General features: G+C 66.4%; 21 protein-coding genes and 1 tRNA gene. 4 read left to right on the top strand and 18 right to left on the bottom strand.

Features of this window, described 5'->3' with window-relative positions; translation table 11 throughout:
- Nucleotides 1-94 precede the first annotated feature (94 nt).
- From IFJ75_RS16940 to IFJ75_RS16910, 7 genes are all read right to left on the bottom strand, one after another.
- Nucleotides 95-1,306: a divergent polysaccharide deacetylase family protein gene (locus tag IFJ75_RS16940; protein WP_207869687.1), complete on the bottom strand. Its 1,212-nt coding sequence runs from the start codon at nt 1,304-1,306 to the stop codon at nt 95-97.
- A 179-nt stretch (nt 1,307-1,485) separates the two neighbouring features.
- Nucleotides 1,486-2,919: a S41 family peptidase gene (locus IFJ75_RS16935; RefSeq protein ID WP_207869685.1), complete on the bottom strand. Its 1,434-nt coding sequence runs from the start codon at nt 2,917-2,919 to the stop codon at nt 1,486-1,488.
- Nucleotides 2,920-3,112: 193 nt separating this feature from the next.
- Nucleotides 3,113-4,201, bottom strand: a complete 1,089-nt coding sequence (locus IFJ75_RS16930) for a murein hydrolase activator EnvC family protein (protein WP_207869683.1) — start codon at nt 4,199-4,201, stop codon at nt 3,113-3,115.
- 20 nt (nt 4,202-4,221) lie between these two features.
- The gene (gene rlmH / locus IFJ75_RS16925; protein WP_207869681.1) at nt 4,222-4,686 is read right to left on the bottom strand and encodes a 23S rRNA (pseudouridine(1915)-N(3))-methyltransferase RlmH; all 465 of its coding nucleotides are present in this window, start codon (nt 4,684-4,686) and stop codon (nt 4,222-4,224) included.
- Between the two features lie 144 nt (nt 4,687-4,830).
- Entirely contained in the window at nt 4,831-5,259 is a 429-nt protein-coding gene (gene rsfS, locus IFJ75_RS16920; protein ID WP_207869679.1) for a ribosome silencing factor, read from the bottom strand.
- Between the two features lie 94 nt (nt 5,260-5,353).
- Nucleotides 5,354-5,974, bottom strand: a complete 621-nt coding sequence (locus IFJ75_RS16915; protein ID WP_404822105.1) for a nicotinate-nucleotide adenylyltransferase — start codon at nt 5,972-5,974, stop codon at nt 5,354-5,356.
- Between the two features lie 159 nt (nt 5,975-6,133).
- A complete protein-coding gene (locus IFJ75_RS16910) occupies nt 6,134-6,313 on the bottom strand; it encodes a hypothetical protein (RefSeq protein WP_207869674.1) in 180 nt (59 codons plus the stop codon).
- A gap of 110 nt (nt 6,314-6,423) precedes the next feature.
- On the opposite strand from IFJ75_RS16910, the gene IFJ75_RS16905 reads away from it, so the two are divergent.
- Complete coding sequence (locus IFJ75_RS16905) at nt 6,424-7,146, top strand: hypothetical protein (RefSeq protein ID WP_207869672.1); 723 nt, start codon at nt 6,424-6,426, stop codon at nt 7,144-7,146.
- Here the strand turns inward: IFJ75_RS16905 and obgE are convergent.
- The 6 genes from obgE to IFJ75_RS16875 all read right to left on the bottom strand — a co-directional run bounded on the left by obgE (nt 7,143) and on the right by IFJ75_RS16875 (nt 13,538).
- A complete protein-coding gene (obgE, locus tag IFJ75_RS16900; RefSeq protein ID WP_207869670.1) occupies nt 7,143-8,195 on the bottom strand; it encodes a GTPase ObgE in 1,053 nt (350 codons plus the stop codon). The genes IFJ75_RS16905 and obgE overlap by 4 nt on opposite strands.
- A gap of 452 nt (nt 8,196-8,647) precedes the next feature.
- On the bottom strand, nt 8,648-10,141 hold the full coding sequence (hisS, locus tag IFJ75_RS16895; RefSeq protein WP_207869668.1) for a histidine--tRNA ligase: 1,494 nt from the start codon (nt 10,139-10,141) through the stop codon (nt 8,648-8,650).
- A gap of 126 nt (nt 10,142-10,267) precedes the next feature.
- Nucleotides 10,268-11,518, bottom strand: a complete 1,251-nt coding sequence (locus IFJ75_RS16890) for a DUF418 domain-containing protein (RefSeq protein ID WP_207869666.1) — start codon at nt 11,516-11,518, stop codon at nt 10,268-10,270.
- Nucleotides 11,519-11,612: 94 nt separating this feature from the next.
- A complete protein-coding gene (locus tag IFJ75_RS16885) occupies nt 11,613-12,188 on the bottom strand; it encodes a phthalate transporter (RefSeq protein ID WP_207869664.1) in 576 nt (191 codons plus the stop codon).
- A 9-nt stretch (nt 12,189-12,197) separates the two neighbouring features.
- On the bottom strand, nt 12,198-13,076 hold the full coding sequence (locus tag IFJ75_RS16880) for a 3-hydroxybutyryl-CoA dehydrogenase (RefSeq protein ID WP_207869662.1): 879 nt from the start codon (nt 13,074-13,076) through the stop codon (nt 12,198-12,200).
- Between the two features lie 156 nt (nt 13,077-13,232).
- On the bottom strand, nt 13,233-13,538 hold the full coding sequence (locus IFJ75_RS16875; protein WP_207869660.1) for a YggT family protein: 306 nt from the start codon (nt 13,536-13,538) through the stop codon (nt 13,233-13,235).
- A 188-nt stretch (nt 13,539-13,726) separates the two neighbouring features.
- Here IFJ75_RS16875 and IFJ75_RS16870 point away from each other — a divergent pair.
- Nucleotides 13,727-13,802, top strand: a tRNA-Ala gene (locus IFJ75_RS16870).
- A gap of 264 nt (nt 13,803-14,066) precedes the next feature.
- Nucleotides 14,067-15,377, top strand: a complete 1,311-nt coding sequence (locus IFJ75_RS16865; protein ID WP_207869658.1) for a site-specific integrase — start codon at nt 14,067-14,069, stop codon at nt 15,375-15,377.
- On the opposite strand, the gene IFJ75_RS16860 is transcribed toward IFJ75_RS16865, so the two are convergent.
- The 4 genes from IFJ75_RS16860 to IFJ75_RS16845 all read right to left on the bottom strand — a co-directional run bounded on the left by IFJ75_RS16860 (nt 15,374) and on the right by IFJ75_RS16845 (nt 17,833).
- A complete protein-coding gene (locus IFJ75_RS16860) occupies nt 15,374-15,640 on the bottom strand; it encodes a hypothetical protein (protein ID WP_207869656.1) in 267 nt (88 codons plus the stop codon). The two genes, IFJ75_RS16865 and IFJ75_RS16860, sit on opposite strands and share 4 nt — an antisense overlap.
- A 694-nt stretch (nt 15,641-16,334) precedes the next feature.
- Nucleotides 16,335-16,637 (bottom strand): type 1 periplasmic-binding domain-containing protein, encoded by a 303-nt coding sequence (locus tag IFJ75_RS16855; protein WP_207869622.1) that lies wholly within the window; start codon nt 16,635-16,637, stop codon nt 16,335-16,337.
- Nucleotides 16,638-16,649: 12 nt separating this feature from the next.
- Nucleotides 16,650-17,216 carry a recombinase family protein gene (locus IFJ75_RS16850; RefSeq protein WP_207869624.1) on the bottom strand — a complete coding sequence of 189 codons (567 nt, stop codon included), beginning with the start codon at nt 17,214-17,216 and terminating at the stop codon, nt 16,650-16,652.
- 149 nt (nt 17,217-17,365) lie between these two features.
- On the bottom strand, nt 17,366-17,833 hold the full coding sequence (locus IFJ75_RS16845) for a GNAT family N-acetyltransferase (protein WP_207869654.1): 468 nt from the start codon (nt 17,831-17,833) through the stop codon (nt 17,366-17,368).
- A 380-nt stretch (nt 17,834-18,213) separates the two neighbouring features.
- Between IFJ75_RS16845 and IFJ75_RS16840 the strand changes: the two genes are divergently transcribed.
- Nucleotides 18,214-18,609, top strand: coding sequence for a response regulator (locus IFJ75_RS16840; RefSeq protein WP_207869652.1), 396 nt, complete (start codon nt 18,214-18,216; stop codon nt 18,607-18,609).
- 28 nt (nt 18,610-18,637) lie between these two features.
- Here IFJ75_RS16840 and IFJ75_RS16835 read toward each other — a convergent pair whose 3' ends face one another.
- Entirely contained in the window at nt 18,638-18,880 is a 243-nt protein-coding gene (locus IFJ75_RS16835; RefSeq protein WP_207869650.1) for a hypothetical protein, read from the bottom strand.
- Between the last annotated feature and the right edge of the window lie 36 nt (nt 18,881-18,916).

Raw genomic sequence — 18,916 nt, 5'->3', positions numbered from 1 at the left:
AGGAGTGCTAGTGAGCGAGAAGTGAGTGCGAGGCGGCGAGCGCGCTTGCGATCCTGCTCACCCCTTGCTCACTAGCACTCCTCACCTGGTGCAGCTACCGCCCCGGCCGTTGCGTCATCGCCGAGGCCGGGGCCAGCTGCAGCCCCCGCGCATCCAGACCGGCGGTCCAGCGGGCGGCGGCCTCGACGGTGACCGGATAGCTGAAACCGGTCCCCAGAGCCGCGCCGGTGGCCTTGGCGCGGGCTTCGAGCGCGTTCAGGCGGCCGACGATGAAGGCCGGGGTCTGGGTCTCGTCAATGATGGAATCCGCGCTGGCGCGGGCCCAGGCGCCCGGCTTGCGGCGGGCCGAGCCGTCGTCGATGAAGGCGACGCCATGCTGGCGCAGCACGCTGAGGAAGGCGGCCATGCCGTTGTCCGAGGTCACGAACTTGTCGCCCAGATAGTTGGTCACCGCGAAATAGCCGGTGGCGCGGCCGAGCAGCCAGTTCATCCGGGCGGTGATGTCGTCGGGCGTGGCGGAGGACAGCAGGGTCTGGGGACCCGGATCGTTGTCCGGATAGCCCGAGGGCTCCATCGGGATCTCGATCATCACCTCATGGCCCTGGGCGCGGGCCAGATCGATCCAGCCCTGCAGGCCGTCGGCATAGGGGACGAAGCTCAGGGTCACCTCGGCCGGCAGACGTTCGATGGCGGCGCGGGTGGTGACGGCGTTGAGGCCGAGGCCGCCGACGATCAGGGAGACGCGCGGCTTGCCGTTCGGGCGGAAGGGACGGGCATAGGCCTGGGCCGGGACGCGGCCGTCGGCGGCGATGGTCGGCAGGGGGCCGTTCGGACCCGGCTGGCTCAGGCCCGCGATCGGGGCCGAGACCAGGGGCTGGGCCGGGCGTTTGGGCGCGGTGAAGGCGCCGCCGCCCGCGACCGTCGCGCCGTCGGGCAGGGTGATCAGGGCGTCGCCCCCGGCGGCTCCGGAGAGGGCCGGGTCGGCATTGGGATCGCCCAGGGTCTGCCAGGCGGCCCAGTCGCCGCCCATGCCGAAGGCCTCCATGCCGGTTGGCGCCTCAGGGGCTGCGGGGGCGTGGGTTTCGCGATGCAGGGCGGCGCGCGCCGAGGGGGTTCCGGCCGTGGGGTCGCCCAGCACCGTCAGGAACAGGGCCACGGTTCCAAGCAGCAACAGGCCGGCGGCCCCGACGGCGACCGGCGGCCGCTTCAGGGCGTCGACGACCGGGGCCAGGCTCAGGCGCGGAAGCTTGCTCTGCGGAGCGGCTCCGGCGGCGGCGGCGAGGGCGGATTCTCTCTTGGCGAACATAAGGCGACAGGACGCTGGGTCAGGGACCGCGACGGGCGGTCCTTCTCAGACGTCACTCTGCCGTGCGGCGGTTAAGAAACCCTAACGCGCCATTCACCATCCTCCTCCCCACGACGTGGGGAGGTGTCTCGAAGCATAGCGAAGAGACGGAGGGGCTCTGTCAGCCCACGCTCAACCCTTTACCGGCGGCGCTGTTGCGGCGTCGGGGTCGCTTCCGGAGCGGGCTCGGGCTTCGTCTCCGGAGCCGTGGCCGGAGCGTCGTCATTGGCCGCCGTTTCCGCCGCCTTTTCCGTGCCGTCATCGACCACGATCCCGGCCGGGGCCGCCGCCAGTTTCGAGAGGTCGCCGCCGGCGCGCAGCACGTCCAGCGCCCGTTCCAGCTGATAGTCCTTGGCCTTGTCGAAGTCCGGGCCCGGGGCCTCGTGCGGCGTGTGGGCGCCCTTGCGTTCGGCGCCGATGGAGGCGTCCAGGGCGGTGGCGTAGGCGGCCTCGGAATAGATGAAGCTGGAGCGCGATACGATCCGGCCCTCAGCCTCCGAACGGGCGACCTCCAGATCCGGCTCGATGCCGATCTTCTGGATCGAGCGGCCGGACGGGGTGTAGTAGCGCGCCGTGGTGATCGACAGGGCGCCGTCCTTGCCCTGGTTCAGCGGGATGACGGTCTGGACCGAACCCTTGCCGAAGCTGGTGAGGCCGACCATCGTCGCCCGTTCCTGATCCTTCAGGGCGCCGGCCACGATCTCGGACGCCGAGGCCGAGCCGTAGTTGATCAACACCACCAGCGGCAGGCCGTTGGTCAGGTCGCCGGGCTTGGCGGCGTAGCGGTCGATCTGGTCGGGCTTGCGGCCGCGCTGGCTGACGATCTCGCCGCGCTCGAGGAAGGTGTCGGACACGTCGATGGCCGCGGTCAGAAGCCCGCCGCCGTTGTTGCGCAGGTCGAGGACGAAGCCCTTGATGCCCGGCTTCTCGGTCTTCAGCCGGGTGATGACCTGGGTCAGCTCGCGGCCGGTGTTCTCGTTGAAGGTCGAGATGCGGATATAGCCGAAGTCGCCTTCCAGACGGCCGGTGACGCTCTCGACCTTGATCACCTCGCGCACCAGGGTGACCTCGCGGGCCTCCTCGCCGTCGCGCAGGACGGTGACCTTGACCGAGGTGCCCATGGCGCCGCGCAGTTTGTTGGACACTTCCGAGACGCTCAGGCCCGCGGCGTTCTGGCCGTCGATGGCCGAGATGACGTCCCCGGCCTGGATGCCGGCGCGGCTGGCCGGAGAATTGTCCATCGGCGAGATGACCTTCACCAGACCGCCCTCGGCCGTGATGGTCAGGCCGACGCCCGAATATTCGCCCGAGGTGCGCTCCTGCAGGTCCTCATAGCCGTCGGGGGCCAGATAGTTGGAATGCGGATCCAGGGCCGACATCATGCCCGCCAGCGCCGCCTCGATCAGCTTCTTGTTGTCGACCGGGACCACATAGGCCTGCTCGACCACGGCCAGGACGTCCCCGAACAGCTGCAGCATCCGGAAGGTCTCGTTCCGGGGCGTCTGGGTGGCGACAGTCATGCCGCTCAGGCCCAGGGCCAGCACGGCGCCGCCGGCGAGGAGCAGTTTACGCATTCGGTCTCTTTCGCGGTCGTCAGAGGTCTTCGAAGCCGAAGCCTTCAGGCGTCCGGTATCAGGGTCAGGAACGCCGAAGTCACGACGAATTCGTGGCGCCGACGCTTGCCCCGGATAAAATCAGCGTCGGGGGCGGATGGAAAGCGGTTTCGCGTTCGCCGAACCGGTCATCGCAGCTCCTCGCCTGAGCCCCTCACCTCAACCACGGCGCGGGGTCGACGGGGCGTTCGTCGCGGCGCAGTTCGAAATAGACCTCGCCGTCGTCGGCCGAGCGACCCAGGGCCTGACCATCCGCCACCCGGCCGCCGGCCTCGACCGATACGCTGTCCAGACCGGCGATGACCGCACGCCAGCCGGGGCCGAGGTCGAGGATGACCACCTGGCCCCAGCCGCTCAACGGCCCGGCGTAGTCGACGACGGCATTGGCTGGGGCGGTGATGGTCCGCGCGCCCGTGCGCCAGCGCCAGCCCGAGGAGCCCCGGCCGAAGACGGCGTCGGGCTGGCCCGGGGCGGGCGGGCTCAGGCGCGAACGGCCGCCGGGCAGGCGGGTGACCACGGTCTCGGCGTCGGCCTCGGCGGCGGAGAGGGGCTGTATTTCGCCGCCCAGACTGCGGATCCGGGCCTCCAGCACCCTGGCGGCGCGTTCCGAGCGTTCGGCGTCGGCCTTGAGCACGGCGACGAGTGCGGCCTTGCGGGCCGACAGGTTCTCGATCTCGCCGCGCCGATCGCCCTGGGCGCTCTCGGTGGTCATCAGCTGTTCGCTGGACAGAACGGCGAGGCGGCGGATGCGGGCGATCTCGGTCTGCTGATCGACCAGGGCCCGGGTGCGGCGCTGCAACTCGGGCGTCATGGCCCGCATCAGGATGGCGGCGCGCACCGTGTCGACGGCCTTGTCGGACGGGATCAGCAGGGGCGGCGGCGGATCACGGCTCATCATCTGCAAGGCCGAGAGCAGGCGCGCCTGCTGGCCCCGGTCCTTGGCCAGGGCGATCAGAAGCACGGATTCCCTCCGGCTCAGCTCGTTCAGTCGGGCGCGCTGGGCGGCCATCTGGATGTCGTCGTGGCTCTCGGCCTGACGCAGGGCGGCCAGCTGGCGGTCCAGATCGATGATCTCGGCCGCGGCCTCGGCGGCGTCGGCCCTCAGCCGGCGGGCCCGGACCTGCTCGTCGCGATATTCGGACTGGAGCCCGGAGAGCTCGCTGCTCTCTTGCCGCGCGCGCAGGCTCGCCGCGGGCGTCGCCGCCAGCGCGAAGGCGCAGCCGAGAAGGAGGAGGCGTTTCAAGGGATCAGATCGGGACCGGTTCAGTCCCGATGATAGGGTGATCCGGCCAGGATCGTCACGGCCCGATAGAGCTGTTCGGCCAGCATGGCGCGGGCCAGGGCATGAGGCCAGGTCTGGGGCCCGAAGGCCAGGGTCGAACCGGCGGCGTCGAGCACAGACTTGTCCAGCCCGTCCGCCCCGCCGATGACGAAGACGACCTTGCGCTCGCCCCGGTCGCGCAGGGTCGCGATATGATCGGCGAAGGCGCGGCTCGAGTACGTCTTGCCGCGCTCGTCGCAGGCGATCAGGTGCGCGCCTTCCGCCGCGGCAAGCAGCAGTTCGGCCTCGGGCGCCTTGCCGGTCTTCTTCGCGTCGAGATCGACCAGCTCCAGAGGGCCGAGACCCAGCGCCCGGCCCGCGAGGGTGGCGCGCCGGGCATAGTCGTCCGCGAGCGCGGCCTCAGGCCCGCGCCCCGGTTTGCCGATCGCTATGACTGAAAGTTTCACCCCGAACTCCGCTCGTCCCCGCGAAGGCGGGGACCCAGTCATTTTATGAGGCAATGCCTGTGGGATGAGGGTCTGTCGCCAGCCATCCTGATCCGATCGCCCAAAGCACTGGATCCCCGCCTGCGCGGGGACGAGCGGAAAAGATCAGGCCGAGGCCTGGGTGCGGTGGGCGCTGTCGACGGCCCAGATCTTCTCGATGTTGTAGAACATCCGCACTTCCGGCCGGAACAGGTGGATGATCACGTCGCCGGAATCGATCAGGACCCAATCGCAGTGCGGCAGGCCCTCGACCTTGGCCTTGCCCAGACCGTGGTCCTTCAGCGTGCGCAGCAGGTGGTCAGCAAGCGCGCCGACGTGGCGGTGCGACCGGCCCGAGGCCACGATCATGGTGTCGGCCATGGGCGACTTGCCCTTGAGGTCGATCAGGACGATGTCCAGCGCCTTGTCGTCATCCAGCTTGGCGAGGATGGCGGTCTCCAGCGGCGTCGAACCGACGGGCAGAGCCGCGCGCGGACCGTCAAACCCCGTAGACTCGTCGCCGTCTTCGGAATGGATGGGCTCGAATTCGTCCATCTCATGGGCCGTGTTGGAAACGGCGTCGTCTTGCGTATCGTACGCGGGCGAGGGGGTCAGCGGAGGGCTCCAGGGCGGTGACTAAAGAGGGTCTCTAGCACAGATGGCCCCCAAGGTCACCCGACTCAAGCGGAGCCGCCGAATCAGGTTCGACGCGGGCTTTCGCGCGCAGGGCGGTCGACGAACTGAGGTTCAGCGGCGCGGTCAGATAGGTCCAGGCGGGGGCCGCCATATCGGGCAGGCGGCGGGCCTCGGTCTCGGACACCCGATCGCTCGCGAAACGCCGCGCGGCCGGCGCAGAGCGGCTTTCCAGCAGCGAGCCCGGCCGGGCGATCACCGCCACCGGCATCATCCGCATGATGTCGGTCCAGCCCCTCCAGCGATGGAAGCTGGCCAGGTTGTCGGACCCCATCAGCCAGACGAAATGCACGCCCGGATGGCGCGCCTTCAGGGCCCTGAGGGTATCGACCGTCCAGGCCGTGCCGATGCGGGTCTCGAAGTCGGAGACGATCATGCCGGGCCCCTTGGCCAAGGCGCGGGCAGAGGCCATCCGGCCCTCCAGCGGCGCCGTCTCCTGACGGCCTTTCAGCGGATTCTGCGGCGAGACCAGCCAGATGACCCGCTCCAGCCCCAGCCGGCTCATGGCCGTCTCGGCGACATGGGCGTGACCGTCGTGGGCCGGGTTGAACGAGCCGCCGAACAGCCCGACCCGCATCCCTCGCGTCAGGGCCAGCCCATCCCTCAGCGCCCCGTGACGGGGCCCGGAGATCCGGGGCGCGGGACCGGCGTGGAAGAAGGACAAGGCGGGGAGGGCTCTGACAGGCTTATGCTCAAGGCTGCGCTATCACGCCGTCACGCCTCTGTCGCGCAGGAATCACCCGCCGGTTTGCTTGAACGTCTTGCCCACCTCGCCAGCGTCGGGACCATCGGGTCCGGCCGACTTCGTCTCGCGGCGGCCGGTTTCCCGGACCTTCGCCTCCGACGTAGAGGCGTCGGGCTTGCCTCCGGGCGCGGCGCCGTTCGCCTTGCGGCCGTCGCTCTGTTTGTCATCCATGGATTGTCTCTCCTTTGTCGTCAGGGAGCGAGCTCAAGGCCGTGGGGTTCCGGCGCAATGAACCCGCCTCCCCGCCGATCGTTCACCAGGGGCAGTCGCCGGAGAGACCGATGAGCCAATTCAACGCCGAATGGACGGTCGGCCCGCATGGGGCGATCGAGACGGTCGATGAAGGCCTGATCAGTGTCGCCGGCGAGATCGTCATGCCCCTCGGCCGCTTTCCCCGGCGGATGACGGCGGTGCGCCTCAAGGACGGCGGGGTGGTGATCTGGAGCGCCATCGCCCTCGACGACGCCGGCATGGCCGAGCTGGAGGCTTTCGGGGCGCCGCGCTTCCTCATCGTGCCCAATGCCGGTCACCGGCTGGACGCCCGGCTGTTCAAGGACCGCTATCCGGGCCTGACGGTGGTCGCACCCGAGGGCTCGCATGAGGCGGTAGAGGCGGCAGTGCCGGTCGACGCGACCGAGGACGTCTTCGGCGATCCGGGCGTCCGCTTCGTCACGGTCGCGGGCACGGCGGCGGCCGAGAGCGCCCTGATCGTCACGCGATCAGGCGGGACGACCCTGATCACCAACGACATCATCGGCCATGTGACCCACCCGCACGGTCTGGGCGCCAATGTCATGACGCGGCTGTTCGACTACGGGGTGCACGAACCGAGCATTCCCCGAACCATCCGCCGCTTCATCAAGGACAAGGCGGCGCTGGCGGCCCAGATGCGCGACTGGGCGGCCCTGCCGGACCTGAAGCGGATCATCGTCTCTCACGTCGATCCTATCACTGACGCTCCGGCCGAACACCTCAGGCGGCTGGCCGACGAACTCGACGACTAGGGCCGCCAGGCCTCGGTCAGCTGGACGCGTTCGTCGCCCTCGTCGTCGATCTCGCCGCGGTTCTTGCGGACCTCGGCCCAGGCGGCGCGCAGCAGTTCGGGCACGCCCTCGCCGGACACGCCCGAGACCAGCATGGGACGGCGGCCGGCGACGGCCTCCAGCTCGGCGGCCTTTTCCTCGCGCGCTTCCGGGGTCAGGGCGTCGATCTTGTTGAGCGCCAGAATCTCGGCCTTGTCGCCCAGACCCTCGCCATAGGCATCCAGCTCGCCACGAATGATCCGGTACGCCTCCACGACATTGTCCTGGGTGCCGTCGATCAGATGGATCAGGGAGGCCGAACGTTCGACGTGGCCAAGGAAGCGGGTGCCGAGCCCGGCGCCGTCACTGGCGCCCTCGATCAGGCCGGGGATGTCGGCGATGACGAAACGCTCGCCCGGCGACAGATCCACCATGCCGAGGTTGGGGGCCAGGGTCGTGAACGGATAGTCGGCGATCTTGGGCCGGGCGGCCGAGGCCGCGGCGAGGAAGGTCGACTTGCCGGCGTTGGGCAGGCCCGCCAGACCGATGTCGGCGATCAGTTTCAGCCGTAGCCAGATCCACATCTCCTGGCCTTCCTGGCCGGGGTTGGCGAAGCGCGGCGCCTGGTTCTGCGGGCCCTTGAAGCGGACATTGCCCCAGCCGCCGTTGCCGCCGCGCAGCAGGCATTCGATCTGGCCGACCTCGGTCATGTCCAGAACGACCGTCTCCTTGTCCTCACCCAGCACCTGGGTGCCGACCGGGACCTTGAGCACGACATCCTCGCCCTTGCCGCCGTGCATCTGTCGGCCCTGGCCGTGATGGCCGGTGCCGGCCTTGAAATGCTGTTTGTAGCGATAGTCGATCAGGGTGTTCAGACCCTCGACCGCCTCGATCCAGACATTGCCGCCGTTGCCGCCGTCGCCGCCGTCAGGGCCGCCGTTCGGGATGAATTTCTCGCGTCGGAAGGAGACGGAACCGCCACCGCCGTTGCCGGAACGAATATAGATCTTGGCCTGGTCGAGAAATTTCATGGAAGACTTTGTTGGGGCGCTAACGCGCGTCTCGCGGAGACGCGCTGCTTGAGCGCGAGCCCTATAGAGCAAGAGAGCGGCGAATTACAGGCGGACGATGATTCCGCCGGATCCGGATGAGTTCGTGCCGCAACTCTCGTGTTCCTGCGAAGGCATTCGCATCGCGCTCAAGCAGTGAGCCGCCGCGCAGCGAACGATAGCGACCTCAGGAATCTGGATGTGAAAAAGCCCGCTGCGGGGGATACATCGCAGCGGGCTTTCACGCTCTCTGTGGAGCGGACGTTTCCTCCCCGAAACGCCTCCGACCGGCAGCTGTGCTTCCGCGTTGCGCCGTTCGAGTGAGGTCAAATGACCCGGATGCCCGGGTGTCGTCAATGAACCGTCACGCAAAAACCGAAACTTTTATGAGTGATCGTCGATAAGTCATCCGTGAAGCCGGATTTTATCGAAGCTTATTCGATAATGCCGCGAATGGTTTGCACAAGGTCGCTGCGGGCGACGGTGACCTGACCGGGTCGGGCCGCCTTCCAGGCCTCGTTATCGGCCACGCCGGCGGCCAAGGCGCGTCCGGCGTCGAGGTCCTTGATGGTTACCTGACCGGCGGCGATCTCGTCCCCGCCCAGCATGACGGCGGCGGGGGCGCCCCGGCGGTCGGCGTATTTCATCTGGGCCTTCATACCGGCCCGACCGAGGTAGAGTTCGGCGGGTATGCCCGCGTTCCTCAGCTCGGAGACGGCGTCGAGATAGGACTGCATGTCGTCCTGCGAGAAGACGATGACCACGACCGGCCCGCGCACCGAGGCGTCGGCCCGTCCGGCCGCCCGAAGCGCCGAGGCCAGACGCGACACCCCGAAGGAGAAGCCCGTCGCCGGGGTCGACTGGCCGGTGAAACGGGCGACGAGATCGTCATACCGGCCGCCGCCGCCGATCGAGCCGAAGCGCATCGGCCGGCCCTTGTCGTCTTTCGTCTCCAGCAACAGTTCGGCCTCGAAAACGGCGCCGGTGTAATATTCCAGACCGCGCACGATGGTGGGATCGAACTTCACCGAGGCCTGATCCACGCCCATGGCCTTCAGCGCGGCGTCGATGCCGGCCAATTCCTCAAGGGCGGCTTCACCCGCCGCGCCCAGACCGCCCGCCCGCGCGACGGCCTCCAGCGTCTCCGCGCGCGACAGGGCCGCGTCGCCTGCGGAAGCGAGGAAGGCCTCGATGGTGGCGGCGACGCCCAGCGGCAGTTTCGCCCCCTTGGTATAGTCGCCGCTCTCGTCCAGCCGGCCTTCGCCGAGCAGGGCCGACACGCCTTCCCAGCCCAGACGGTCGAACTTGTCGACGGCGCGCAGGGCGGTCAGGCGCTGGGCCGGATCGGTCACCCCGCCGGCGTCGAACAGGCCGTCGAACAGTTTGCGGTTGGAGACGCGGATCACCGCCTGACCCTCGGCCAGACCCGCCGCCCTCAGGCCCGCAGAGGCCATGGCGATGATCTCCGCGTCGGCCTCGGGCCGGTCCGAGCCCACGGTGTCGGCGTCGCACTGCCAGAACTCGCGGAAGCGCCCCGGTCCGGGCTTCTCGTTGCGCCAGACCGGCCCGAAGGCGTAGCGGCGGAAGGGTTTGGGCAGGGTCTCCCAGTTCTGGGCCGCGAACCGGGCCAGCGGCGCGGTCAGGTCGTAGCGCAGGGCCATCCACTGGTCGTCGTCGTCCTGAAGCGCCAGAACGCCCTCGTTCGGACGGTCGGTGTCGGGCAGGAATTTGCCGAGCGCGTCGACATATTCGAAGGCCGGAGTCTCCAGCGGCTCGAAGCCCCAGCGCTCATAGACCTCGGACACCTTCGCCACGATGCGGCGCTCGGCGATCAGATCGCGGCCGCGCTTGTCGCCAAAGCCGCGCGGACTGCGGGCCTCGGGGCGGACGAGTGCGGTATCGGGGGTGGTCTCAGGCGTATCGGTCATGCCGGGCTTTTAGAGGGGATAGACCCGAGAGTGCTAGTGAGGAGTGCTAGTGAGCGAGCAGTGAGCGCCGGCCATCTGCGAAACTTTCGTGGCGCCGCTCACCTCTTGCTCACTAACGCTTCTTGCTCACCCCCGCTTCAGCAGCGGCACGAACCGCCCATAGGTCAGGCAGCGCCACACCCACTCCAGCGGCCCCATCTCGAACACCGACAGCCACAGCGGCGACCAGATCAGCTGCAGCAGCCAGACCGCCCCGACTATGCCCCACAGCGGCGCCGGCTCGACCTTGCCGTACAGCAGCGGCCCCCAGGGCATGTAGAACAGGGAGGTCATGATCAGGGTCTGGGTCAGATAGTTGGTGAAAGCCATCTTCCCGACCGGCGCCAGCCGCCGCGTCAGCCAGCCCAGACCGTACCGCGTCATCAGCACCAGCAGCCCGACATAGGCCAGGGTGCAGAAGGGGGCCAGGGCGTCGCCGATCGAGCGGGGGATGTAGATCTCCGCCGGGGCGTGGCCGGGCAGGAGATCCAGCCAGTTGTACCAGCCGAAGGGCACGGTGATGGCGATCCCGACCACCACCATCAGCCCATAGACCCAGGCCGACGACCGCCCCGCCAGATAGCCGGTCTTGAACAGGCCCAGGCCGATCATCATCAGCCCCACGGTGGGGAAGACGAAGAGGACGGCGCTCATCCCCTGGACGATCCCCCACATCTTCAGGTTCTCGAACATGGCGCCGGCCCAGCCCGAGCGGACGGCCTCGACCGTCTTCAGGGTGGCGGCGGCCTGTTTGGCCACCTCGGCCGCGCCCTTGGCGGCGTCATAGGGCTGAAGCGAGGAAAAGACGTTGCCGCCCAGTTCCAGCAGGGTGAAGGCGGTGACGATGCCGATCCCCGTCCACAGAAGCCGCTTCGGCGACCAGGACCGGCACAGCATCATGAAGACGCCCGACCAGGCATAGAGCAGCAGGATGTCGCCGAACCACAGGGCCAGGCCGTGCAGCAGGCCGAAGATCGCCAGCACCAGCAGGCGTCGTCTCAGGATCGCGCCCCGGGCCTTGTCGCTCCGCTCGCCGCCGACGAGGAAGATCGACACCCCGAACAGCATGGAGAACAGGGTCCGGCATTTGTTGTGCAGCAGAACCTCGACGGCCCAGACGGCCCAGCTGTTGGCCGTGTCCAGTGCGTAGGGGGCGGCCATGGAGCCGGCGTCCATCATCGCGGGCCAGGCGAAGGCCATGGCGTTGACGGCGAGAATGCCCAGCACCGCGAAGCCGCGCAGGACATCGAGCGTCTCGATCCGGTCGGCGCGGCTGACCGGCCCCGGCTTGAGCGCGGGTTGAGGTTCAACCGCGATGGCCACGGCGGCTTCTGTCATGTCGATGTCCCCCGCCCGAACCGGGCGCCGGGAAGGTGCCGAACGATGATCCGCGAGGCAATACGCCGGAGGCGCAAACCGCGGCGACTGTGACCTAGGGGTTGTCGTCGCGCATCAGGCCCAGGCGGTCGCGAACCTTGTCGGGCGCGGGCTGGAAGGCCAGGAAGGCGGCGCACAGGCCGGCCCACAGGGCGTAGCTGACACCCACCAGGATCGACACCGGAAGGCCGCCGACGCCGTAGATCAGCAGGATGGTCTCGGTCGAGCCGAGCGCCTGCATGACGCTGCCCGACGAGATCGCGCCGATCAGGATCTGGATCAGGGCGAAGATCACGGCCAGGGCCGCGCCCAGAAGGCCGCCGTACAGCATGAAGCGCCAGATCACGCCCAGACGCGAGGCCGGTCGGCCGGTGCGGTCGCGCTCGCGGCCCAGCAGCCAAAGGCCCGTCGGGGCGGCGATGAGGCCGATGAACAGGACCAGCAGCCGCCAGTCCATCTCGCGCCCCGGGATCCAGTGCGGCCCGCTGGGCGGCCAGATGAAGAAGGTGGCGATCAGGGGCGGCCAGCAGACGGCGGCGATACTGGCCAGCACCTGCGCCCCCGGGGTGCGCCGCCACATGACCCGGGTCTGGCCGGGCAGGTCTTCGGGCTTTTCGAAGGTCGGGATCATCGCGTCGCCCTACCGTGTCGGAACGGGGCTGGGGCCGGAATAGTCGTAGAAGCCGCGGCCCGACTTGCGTCCCAGCCAGCCGGCCTCGACATATTTCACCAGCAGGGGGCAGGGGCGGTATTTGCTGTCGGCCAGACCGTCGTAGAGCACGTTCATGATGGCCAGGACCACGTCCAGCCCCATGAAGTCGGCCAGCTCCAGCGGACCCATCGGGTGGTTGGCGCCCAGTTTGAGCGCCTTGTCGATCGAGGCCACGTCGCCGACGCCCTCATAGAGGGTGAAGATCGCCTCGTTCATCATCGGCACCAGAATACGGTTGACGATGAAGGCCGGGAAGTCCTCGGCGTTGGTGGTGGTCTTGCCCAGGCTCTCGGCGAAGGCGACAGCGGTGTCATAGGTGTCCGCAGAGGTGGCGATGCCGCGGATGATCTCGACCAGGCCCATGACCGGGGCCGGCTTCATGAAATGCAGGCCGATGAAGCGGTCGGCCCGATCCGTCGCCGAGGCCAGGCGGGTGATCGAGATGGAAGAGGTGTTGGAGGCCAGCAGGGTATGGGCCGCCAGATGCGGGACCAGTTCGGCGTAGAGGGCCTTCTTGACCGCCTCGTCCTCGACCGCGACCTCGATGACCAGATCGGCCGATCCGGCCTCGGCCAGGCTGTCGGTGGTCTGGATGCGGGCCAGGGCGGCGTCGGCGTCGGCCTGGGTCACCGTGCCCTTGCCCACCTGGCGGGCCAGGTTGGCGGCGATCTCGCCCACGGCTACCGGCAGGCGCGCCGCGGCGATGTCGTAGAGCCGCACGGAATAGCCGCCCAGAGCCACGGCGTGGGAAATCCCGACGCCCATCTGTCCGGCGCCGATAACGGCGACTGTTCCGATCGTGGTCATTTAGTCGTGGTGTTCAGCGGCCCTTGGCCAGTCGGCGGCACCTTAAGAGGGTCGCCGGACGGTGCAAGGCTGGAATCGTGCAATGCAGCAACAGAGCCGAAGCCGGGGCGGCGCCTGAGACACGGTTTCGCGTCGTGGACGAGCCCCAACCCCTTTCTAGCCCAGCAGGCCGATCAGGATCGGCGCGGCCATCCGGTCGAACAGGATGCGGGCGAAATTGAGCAGCAGCAGCACCACGATCGGCGAGATGTCGATCCCGCCCAGCGACGGGATGACCCGGCGGAAAGGCTCCAGCAGGGGCCGGGTCACGGCGTCGAGGAAGCCGGCCACCTGGTTCACGAACCGGTTGCGGTGGTTGATCACATCGAAGGCGAACAGCCAGCTCAGGATGGCCGAGGCGACGATGAACAGGATCATCAGGCCGATGACGGTGTCGACCAGCCAGACGATGGCGTAACCCATGGAAGCGCTCCGAGCGATGAGACGGGCCCGCAAACAGGCCGAGCGCCGCTTCTAGCCGAGGTCGCGCGGAGCCACAAACGCCGATACGTCGCACGGGTCGGGCGCGGGCGGTCGCCATGGGACGGGCAGGCTGTTGACACCACACCCCCGCCCCCCGTATGTCCCGCCCTCGCCTGCACCCTGAGAAGGGGGCCGTAGCTCAGTTGGTAGAGCGCGTCGTTCGCAATGACGAGGTCAGGGGTTCGACTCCCCTCGGCTCCACCAAATCCTTGCTCAACAAGGGTTTGGACGGAAACAGGCGATCAATCTGACACCACGCTGCTACACACGGCTCCCAAGAGACCGTCGAAAAAGCGTTCGCCTACAGTCAGTTCACCGTCCCGACGCTGTGGCACCACCTCGTCGCACACACCGTCCAAACGGCCCCTTCAACCGTCTGCTCGGTCACCTGATGCTCGGCGTCGGCAATCGTCTGGCCTGATAGTCCGTGGATCGACCTACTACCTTCGACTTCGGGTTCCGCGTTCATTGGCTGGCATCCTCGGCAAGACGGAGGTGATGAGGTCTCTCGGCACCGGCTATCGGGCTGATGCTGTCCGCAAAGCTCGGATCGTCGCAGCAGAGTTCGAGCAACAATGGCGAGACATCGAAGCCCACGGCACTCTGCCGGTTATCCCGACTCCCCACGAGCGTCCAAAGATCGCGCCGACGCATCCGGCACCGCCAGCGGACAAAACGCTTCGCCAAGCCTTCGAACTGTTCCGATCCGATCCTGCAAAGCAGCGCACTCGCAAGACGGACCTTCATTATCTGAATCTCATCGAGTTGACGGTCGGCCTATGGGGCGAGAACCGCACGATCCGGTCCATCGACCGTGAAGCGTCACGCGAGCTTCTCGACGTGCTGCTTTGGTTGCCGTCGAACGCCGAGAAGAAGTTCCCCAAGCTGTCACCGCTGGCGGCTGCAAGGATGTCCAAAGAGAAGGGCCTGACCGGGCGTCTCTCGCCAGCCTCGGTCAACGGCTACATGTGCAAGTTCAGGGCGGTTATGAACTTCTGCCAGAATGAGGGCTGGATCGAGCGGAACCCAGCCAAGGGGCTTCAGGTCATCGACCGGGTGAGACGGCGGGATAAACGCCTACCATTTTCCGCCGAGCAGCTACGCCTGATCTTCGACGCGCCGATCTACCGAGGCTGCGTTGACGATTGGGCCGGATACGCCACGCCCGGCTACGCGCACCCGCGTCGTGGGCGGTTCTGGGTGCCGCTGATCGCCCTATTCTCGGGCATGAGAATGAACGAGATATGCCAGCTACACGTCGCGGACATCCACCGGCTCGATGGCGTGGACTGCTTCTTTGTGACGGAAGGACCGTCTGACGCCGACAACGGCAAACGCTTGAAGACAGAAGCCAGCGAACGGTTCATCCCCGTCCACCCCCAACTGGCCGAGATCGGGTTCCTGTCCTTCGTGGAGCAAAGGCGAACGGCTGGCGCCGTCCGCCTATTTTCCGAACTCCAGAAGTCCAGCACCGGCTACTACAGCGACCCGTTCAGCAAGTGGTTCAGACGCTTCCTTGAGCGCGCTGGGGCGGCTCGCGAAAAGACCTGCTTCCACTCGTTCCGACATTGCTATCGGGACGCTCTACGCGAGGCCCGCATTGAGCATGAGGTTGCCCTCGCACTGGGTGGCTGGTCTTCGGGCAACAGCAGTGAGGGGGGTGAAACCGCCGCAGCGTATGGCCGAGGCTACCGCGCGCAGACGCTCTACGACGCGATGGGCCGGATCGCCTATCCTGATCTGGACCTATCGCACCTCAAGCCGGAACGGACGGGTTAGATCAGAACCTCGACCTCGCTTGCCGTGATCAGGTTCTGCTGCCCAGTGACCTGTCCCTTCATCCGAAGACTCACGCCGCCTCCCGATGCCAGTCGCGCCTTCACAGCTTCCGCATCTGCGACGAAGAACTGATTGAGCTTGTTGTTGTGTTTCTCGTGGACGGCCCGATCCGCCATTACAAACATCCCGTGCCGCATAACCGGTTCGTAGACCTCCGTCGTCCCGTCCGGGTTGGTTCGAGTCCGCCGAAACTGGATCGTCATAACACCTTCTTGTAAAAAACACGCCAATATATGCTTGTTAAACAATGTCAGAAATGGCTTGGCTTTACAAGATCGGCACCCGCGCGCTGTTCAGCGCGCTGGAGGTCGAAGGTAGTAGGTCGATCCACGGACTATCAGGCCAGACGATTGCCGACGCCGAGCATCAGGTGACCGAGCAGACGGTTGAAGGGGCCGTTTGGACGGTGTGTGCGACGAGGTGGTGCCACAGCGTCGGGACGGTGAACTGACTGTAGGCGAACGCTTTTTCGACGGTCTCTTGGGAGCCGTGTGTAGCAGCGTGGTGTCAGATTGATCGCCTGTTTCCGTCCAAACCCTTGTTGAGCAAGGATTTGGTGGAGCCGAGGGGACACCAGAAGGATCGGTTTCGTCGGTCATAGGATGCTCTGGGACTCGGGGGCTTAGAGCGGGTCAGCAGAGGCCGATGTGGAGGCGTGGTCAACGGCTGGGACGGTTGCCTTCGACCGTTGCTGACGTCGGGCACGGGCGGCCACAGCGTCAGCAAGCCGTAGTCGATTGAACGCGATGGACGGTCAGTCTTGGCCGGCCGTGGTGGCGTGGCGCGCGGGTCCGTCCCTTAAGGCCCTCTGGAGCCTTCCCAGACGGTGCTCGCCATTCTTGGCCATGATCCTGGTCACGCGGCTTCAGAACGGCTCCAGGGCCGTCTCTAACCGCCCTACGGGGTCTTTTCGCTGGTCATGTCGTGGATCAGCTTCATGATCTCGGCTTCCTCATCGGCCGACAGGGTGATCCAAGATTTCTCGACCATGATGACGTCAGGGTCGCCACTCTTGATCTTCTCCACGGCTTGGCGTGCATCAGTCTCTCCAGGCACTTGGAACATCACTGCGCGGACATCATCGAGTTCATCGTCGATGATCTTCCGCCGAGCTTGGGCGAAGCGTTGGAAGGCGTCGTCGCGCTTCCCAAACGCTTTCCAGTCCTCTCTGGACGGGCCTGATAGGCGAACCACGAACACGCTGCTCTCCTCCTAAGCACCAGCCTCTACGAACGCCCTGTAGACGCTTGCTCGACTGATCCCGACGCTCTGTGCGATCTGGGCGACGGTCTGGCCTTCAGCCTTCAGACGCAAGACCTCGGGCGTCTTGGCGCGGGCAGTCGGAGCGCGTCCTCGATAGCGTCCCTCAGCCTTGGCCTTGGCGATCCCGGCACGCTGTCTCTCCAGCATGATCTCGCGTTCCCACTGGCTCACCGCGCCCAGCACTTGGAGGATGAGCACCCCGGTCGCGGTCGAGGTATCGACGCCCATGCTCATGATCCGAAGCGTTACGTTGCGGGCCTTCAGGTCTTCGACGATCCGCAGGAGGTCGGTGACGCTTCTGGCCAGACGGTCGGGCTTGGTCACGATGAAGGTGTCGCCGTCTCTCACCCAATCGAGGGCGGCGCGGAGTTGTGGACGCTGAGCATCAACGCTGCTCACATGCTCCTGAAAGACCTTGGTGGCGCCGGCGGTTTGGAGTTCGGCGACCTGTGCCTCCAGGCCGGCTCGTTGCTCGGCCGACGACGTTCTTGCGTATCCAACCAAGGCACCCGTCATCGACCCTCCTCACACGGTTCTCAGACAGTGTGACACAGGTCTCTCAAAAGGCGATCAGAATGCTTGTGAGACACTGCAACCAGGCTCTCGGGGAGTCTCACGAGGGCGTGGGCTATTGAGGGGAGGGGGGGGTGGCTAACCAGAACGCGCTACTTCGCCATGCGATAGTTTCGGAGGGTCTCACCCCGGAGTTCGACATCCTGCGCTTCGATCAACTTGAAGCCGTTGCGCTCAAAGAATGGGCGAGCAGTGATGCTCGCTTCCGTGAACAGGCGGCCAATGCCCCTCTTCGTCGCTTGAGCATGAATGTGATCCAACAGAGCGCGCGCGACTCCTCGGCCTTGGTAGTCGGCATGAACGAACAGCATGTCGATGTGACCGTCTGGCTCCAGATCACTGAAGCCCACAATTTCTCCGGCGACCTCCGCAACGAAGGTCGGTCGGCCTCCCAATCGGTTCGCCCACTGCTCGCGATTCACCGCAAGCGGCGCCCATGCCTCAATTTGGGCCGGGCTGTAGTCGCGGCTGGCTACCTGCCTGACCGATCCAGTAAACAGGTCGATCAGCGCGTCGAGATCGGCCTCACTGTAGGCCCGGATGTGAACTGCTGCGCTCATGTGGGAGCCACTGCCACAAGCGATCTTCCCCGACCACCCAAAGCTGCCTTGGACGCAATAGCCGGGGCAGTTCGTCTTCCAGATCGGCGATGGCGTCATACTGGAAAGCGAGACGCAGGTAATGGTGGCGGTGCTCCACGACTGAGGTCGCTGCCGCGCTTTCGCGAGCCTTCATCGCCCGCAATCGGTTGTAGCTGATCGCTGCTCCCATGGGGCGGGAACGCTACGCGGGCCAGTCGGCTCCTTAACCAATCTTGGGCTGAATACTCCTGAACTCTACGGCGGGACGCGCCATATATGACGGAACTTTAACAGAAAACCGGGCAACGTCCCTTTAAGAGCAGGGTTAGCCACCCGGCAGAAATTAGTCCGAGACCGGAATGTCAGAAAGCGTCTGTGTCTTCGTCGTCGATGACGAAGCCCTTGTTCTCCTCACTATCGAGCATGCGATGGAAGATGGAGGCTTTGACCACAAAACAGTCCTCTCAGCCGAAGACGCTCTGACCCTGCTCGAAAAGGAAGGTGAGACCTGTCGGGCCTTGGTCACCGACGTTAACCTCGGCGGCAAGCTCACCGGCTGGGACGTGGCTCGTAGCGCGCGGGAGCAACTCCCGACCTTGCCGGTCGTCTATGTCACAGGTGACAGCGCGCACGAATGGGCCGCGCATGGTGTGCCGAACAGCGTTCTGATCTCCAAACCATTCGTCGCAGCGCAGATCGTCAACGCTGTGGCGGGACTTCTGAACACCGAGCCGTCCCTCTCTGCGGCGAGTTAGGACGAGACAAGCACTCAGACTATGGAAGTTACCCGCTTTTCAGTGCGACCACATCGTCCAGCGGCATAACGAACATCTGGCTGTAGCCTTGGTGGCCGTCGCTTGTGGTGAACACCACGAACTCCTCACCCGCCTGTTCGGCCGCTTCGCGCACGATGTCGCTGAACTCGTTGATGTGGTCCGGTTTGCCGATCAGCGTGAATCCATCCCGCTCGACTTTGACGTCGTAGGCGGGGGCGCCGCGCTTCAGCTTGTCGAGCAGCCGTCCCATGGCTGAAATGGAACACCAGCATACCTGACCGTCAAG

The sequence above is a fragment of the Brevundimonas goettingensis genome (assembly GCF_017487405.1).
GTDB classification, from domain to species: Bacteria; Pseudomonadota; Alphaproteobacteria; order Caulobacterales; family Caulobacteraceae; genus Brevundimonas; species Brevundimonas goettingensis.
Note: the sequence above shows the minus strand (reverse complement) of the source record. Positions and strands in the feature narration are given on the sequence as shown.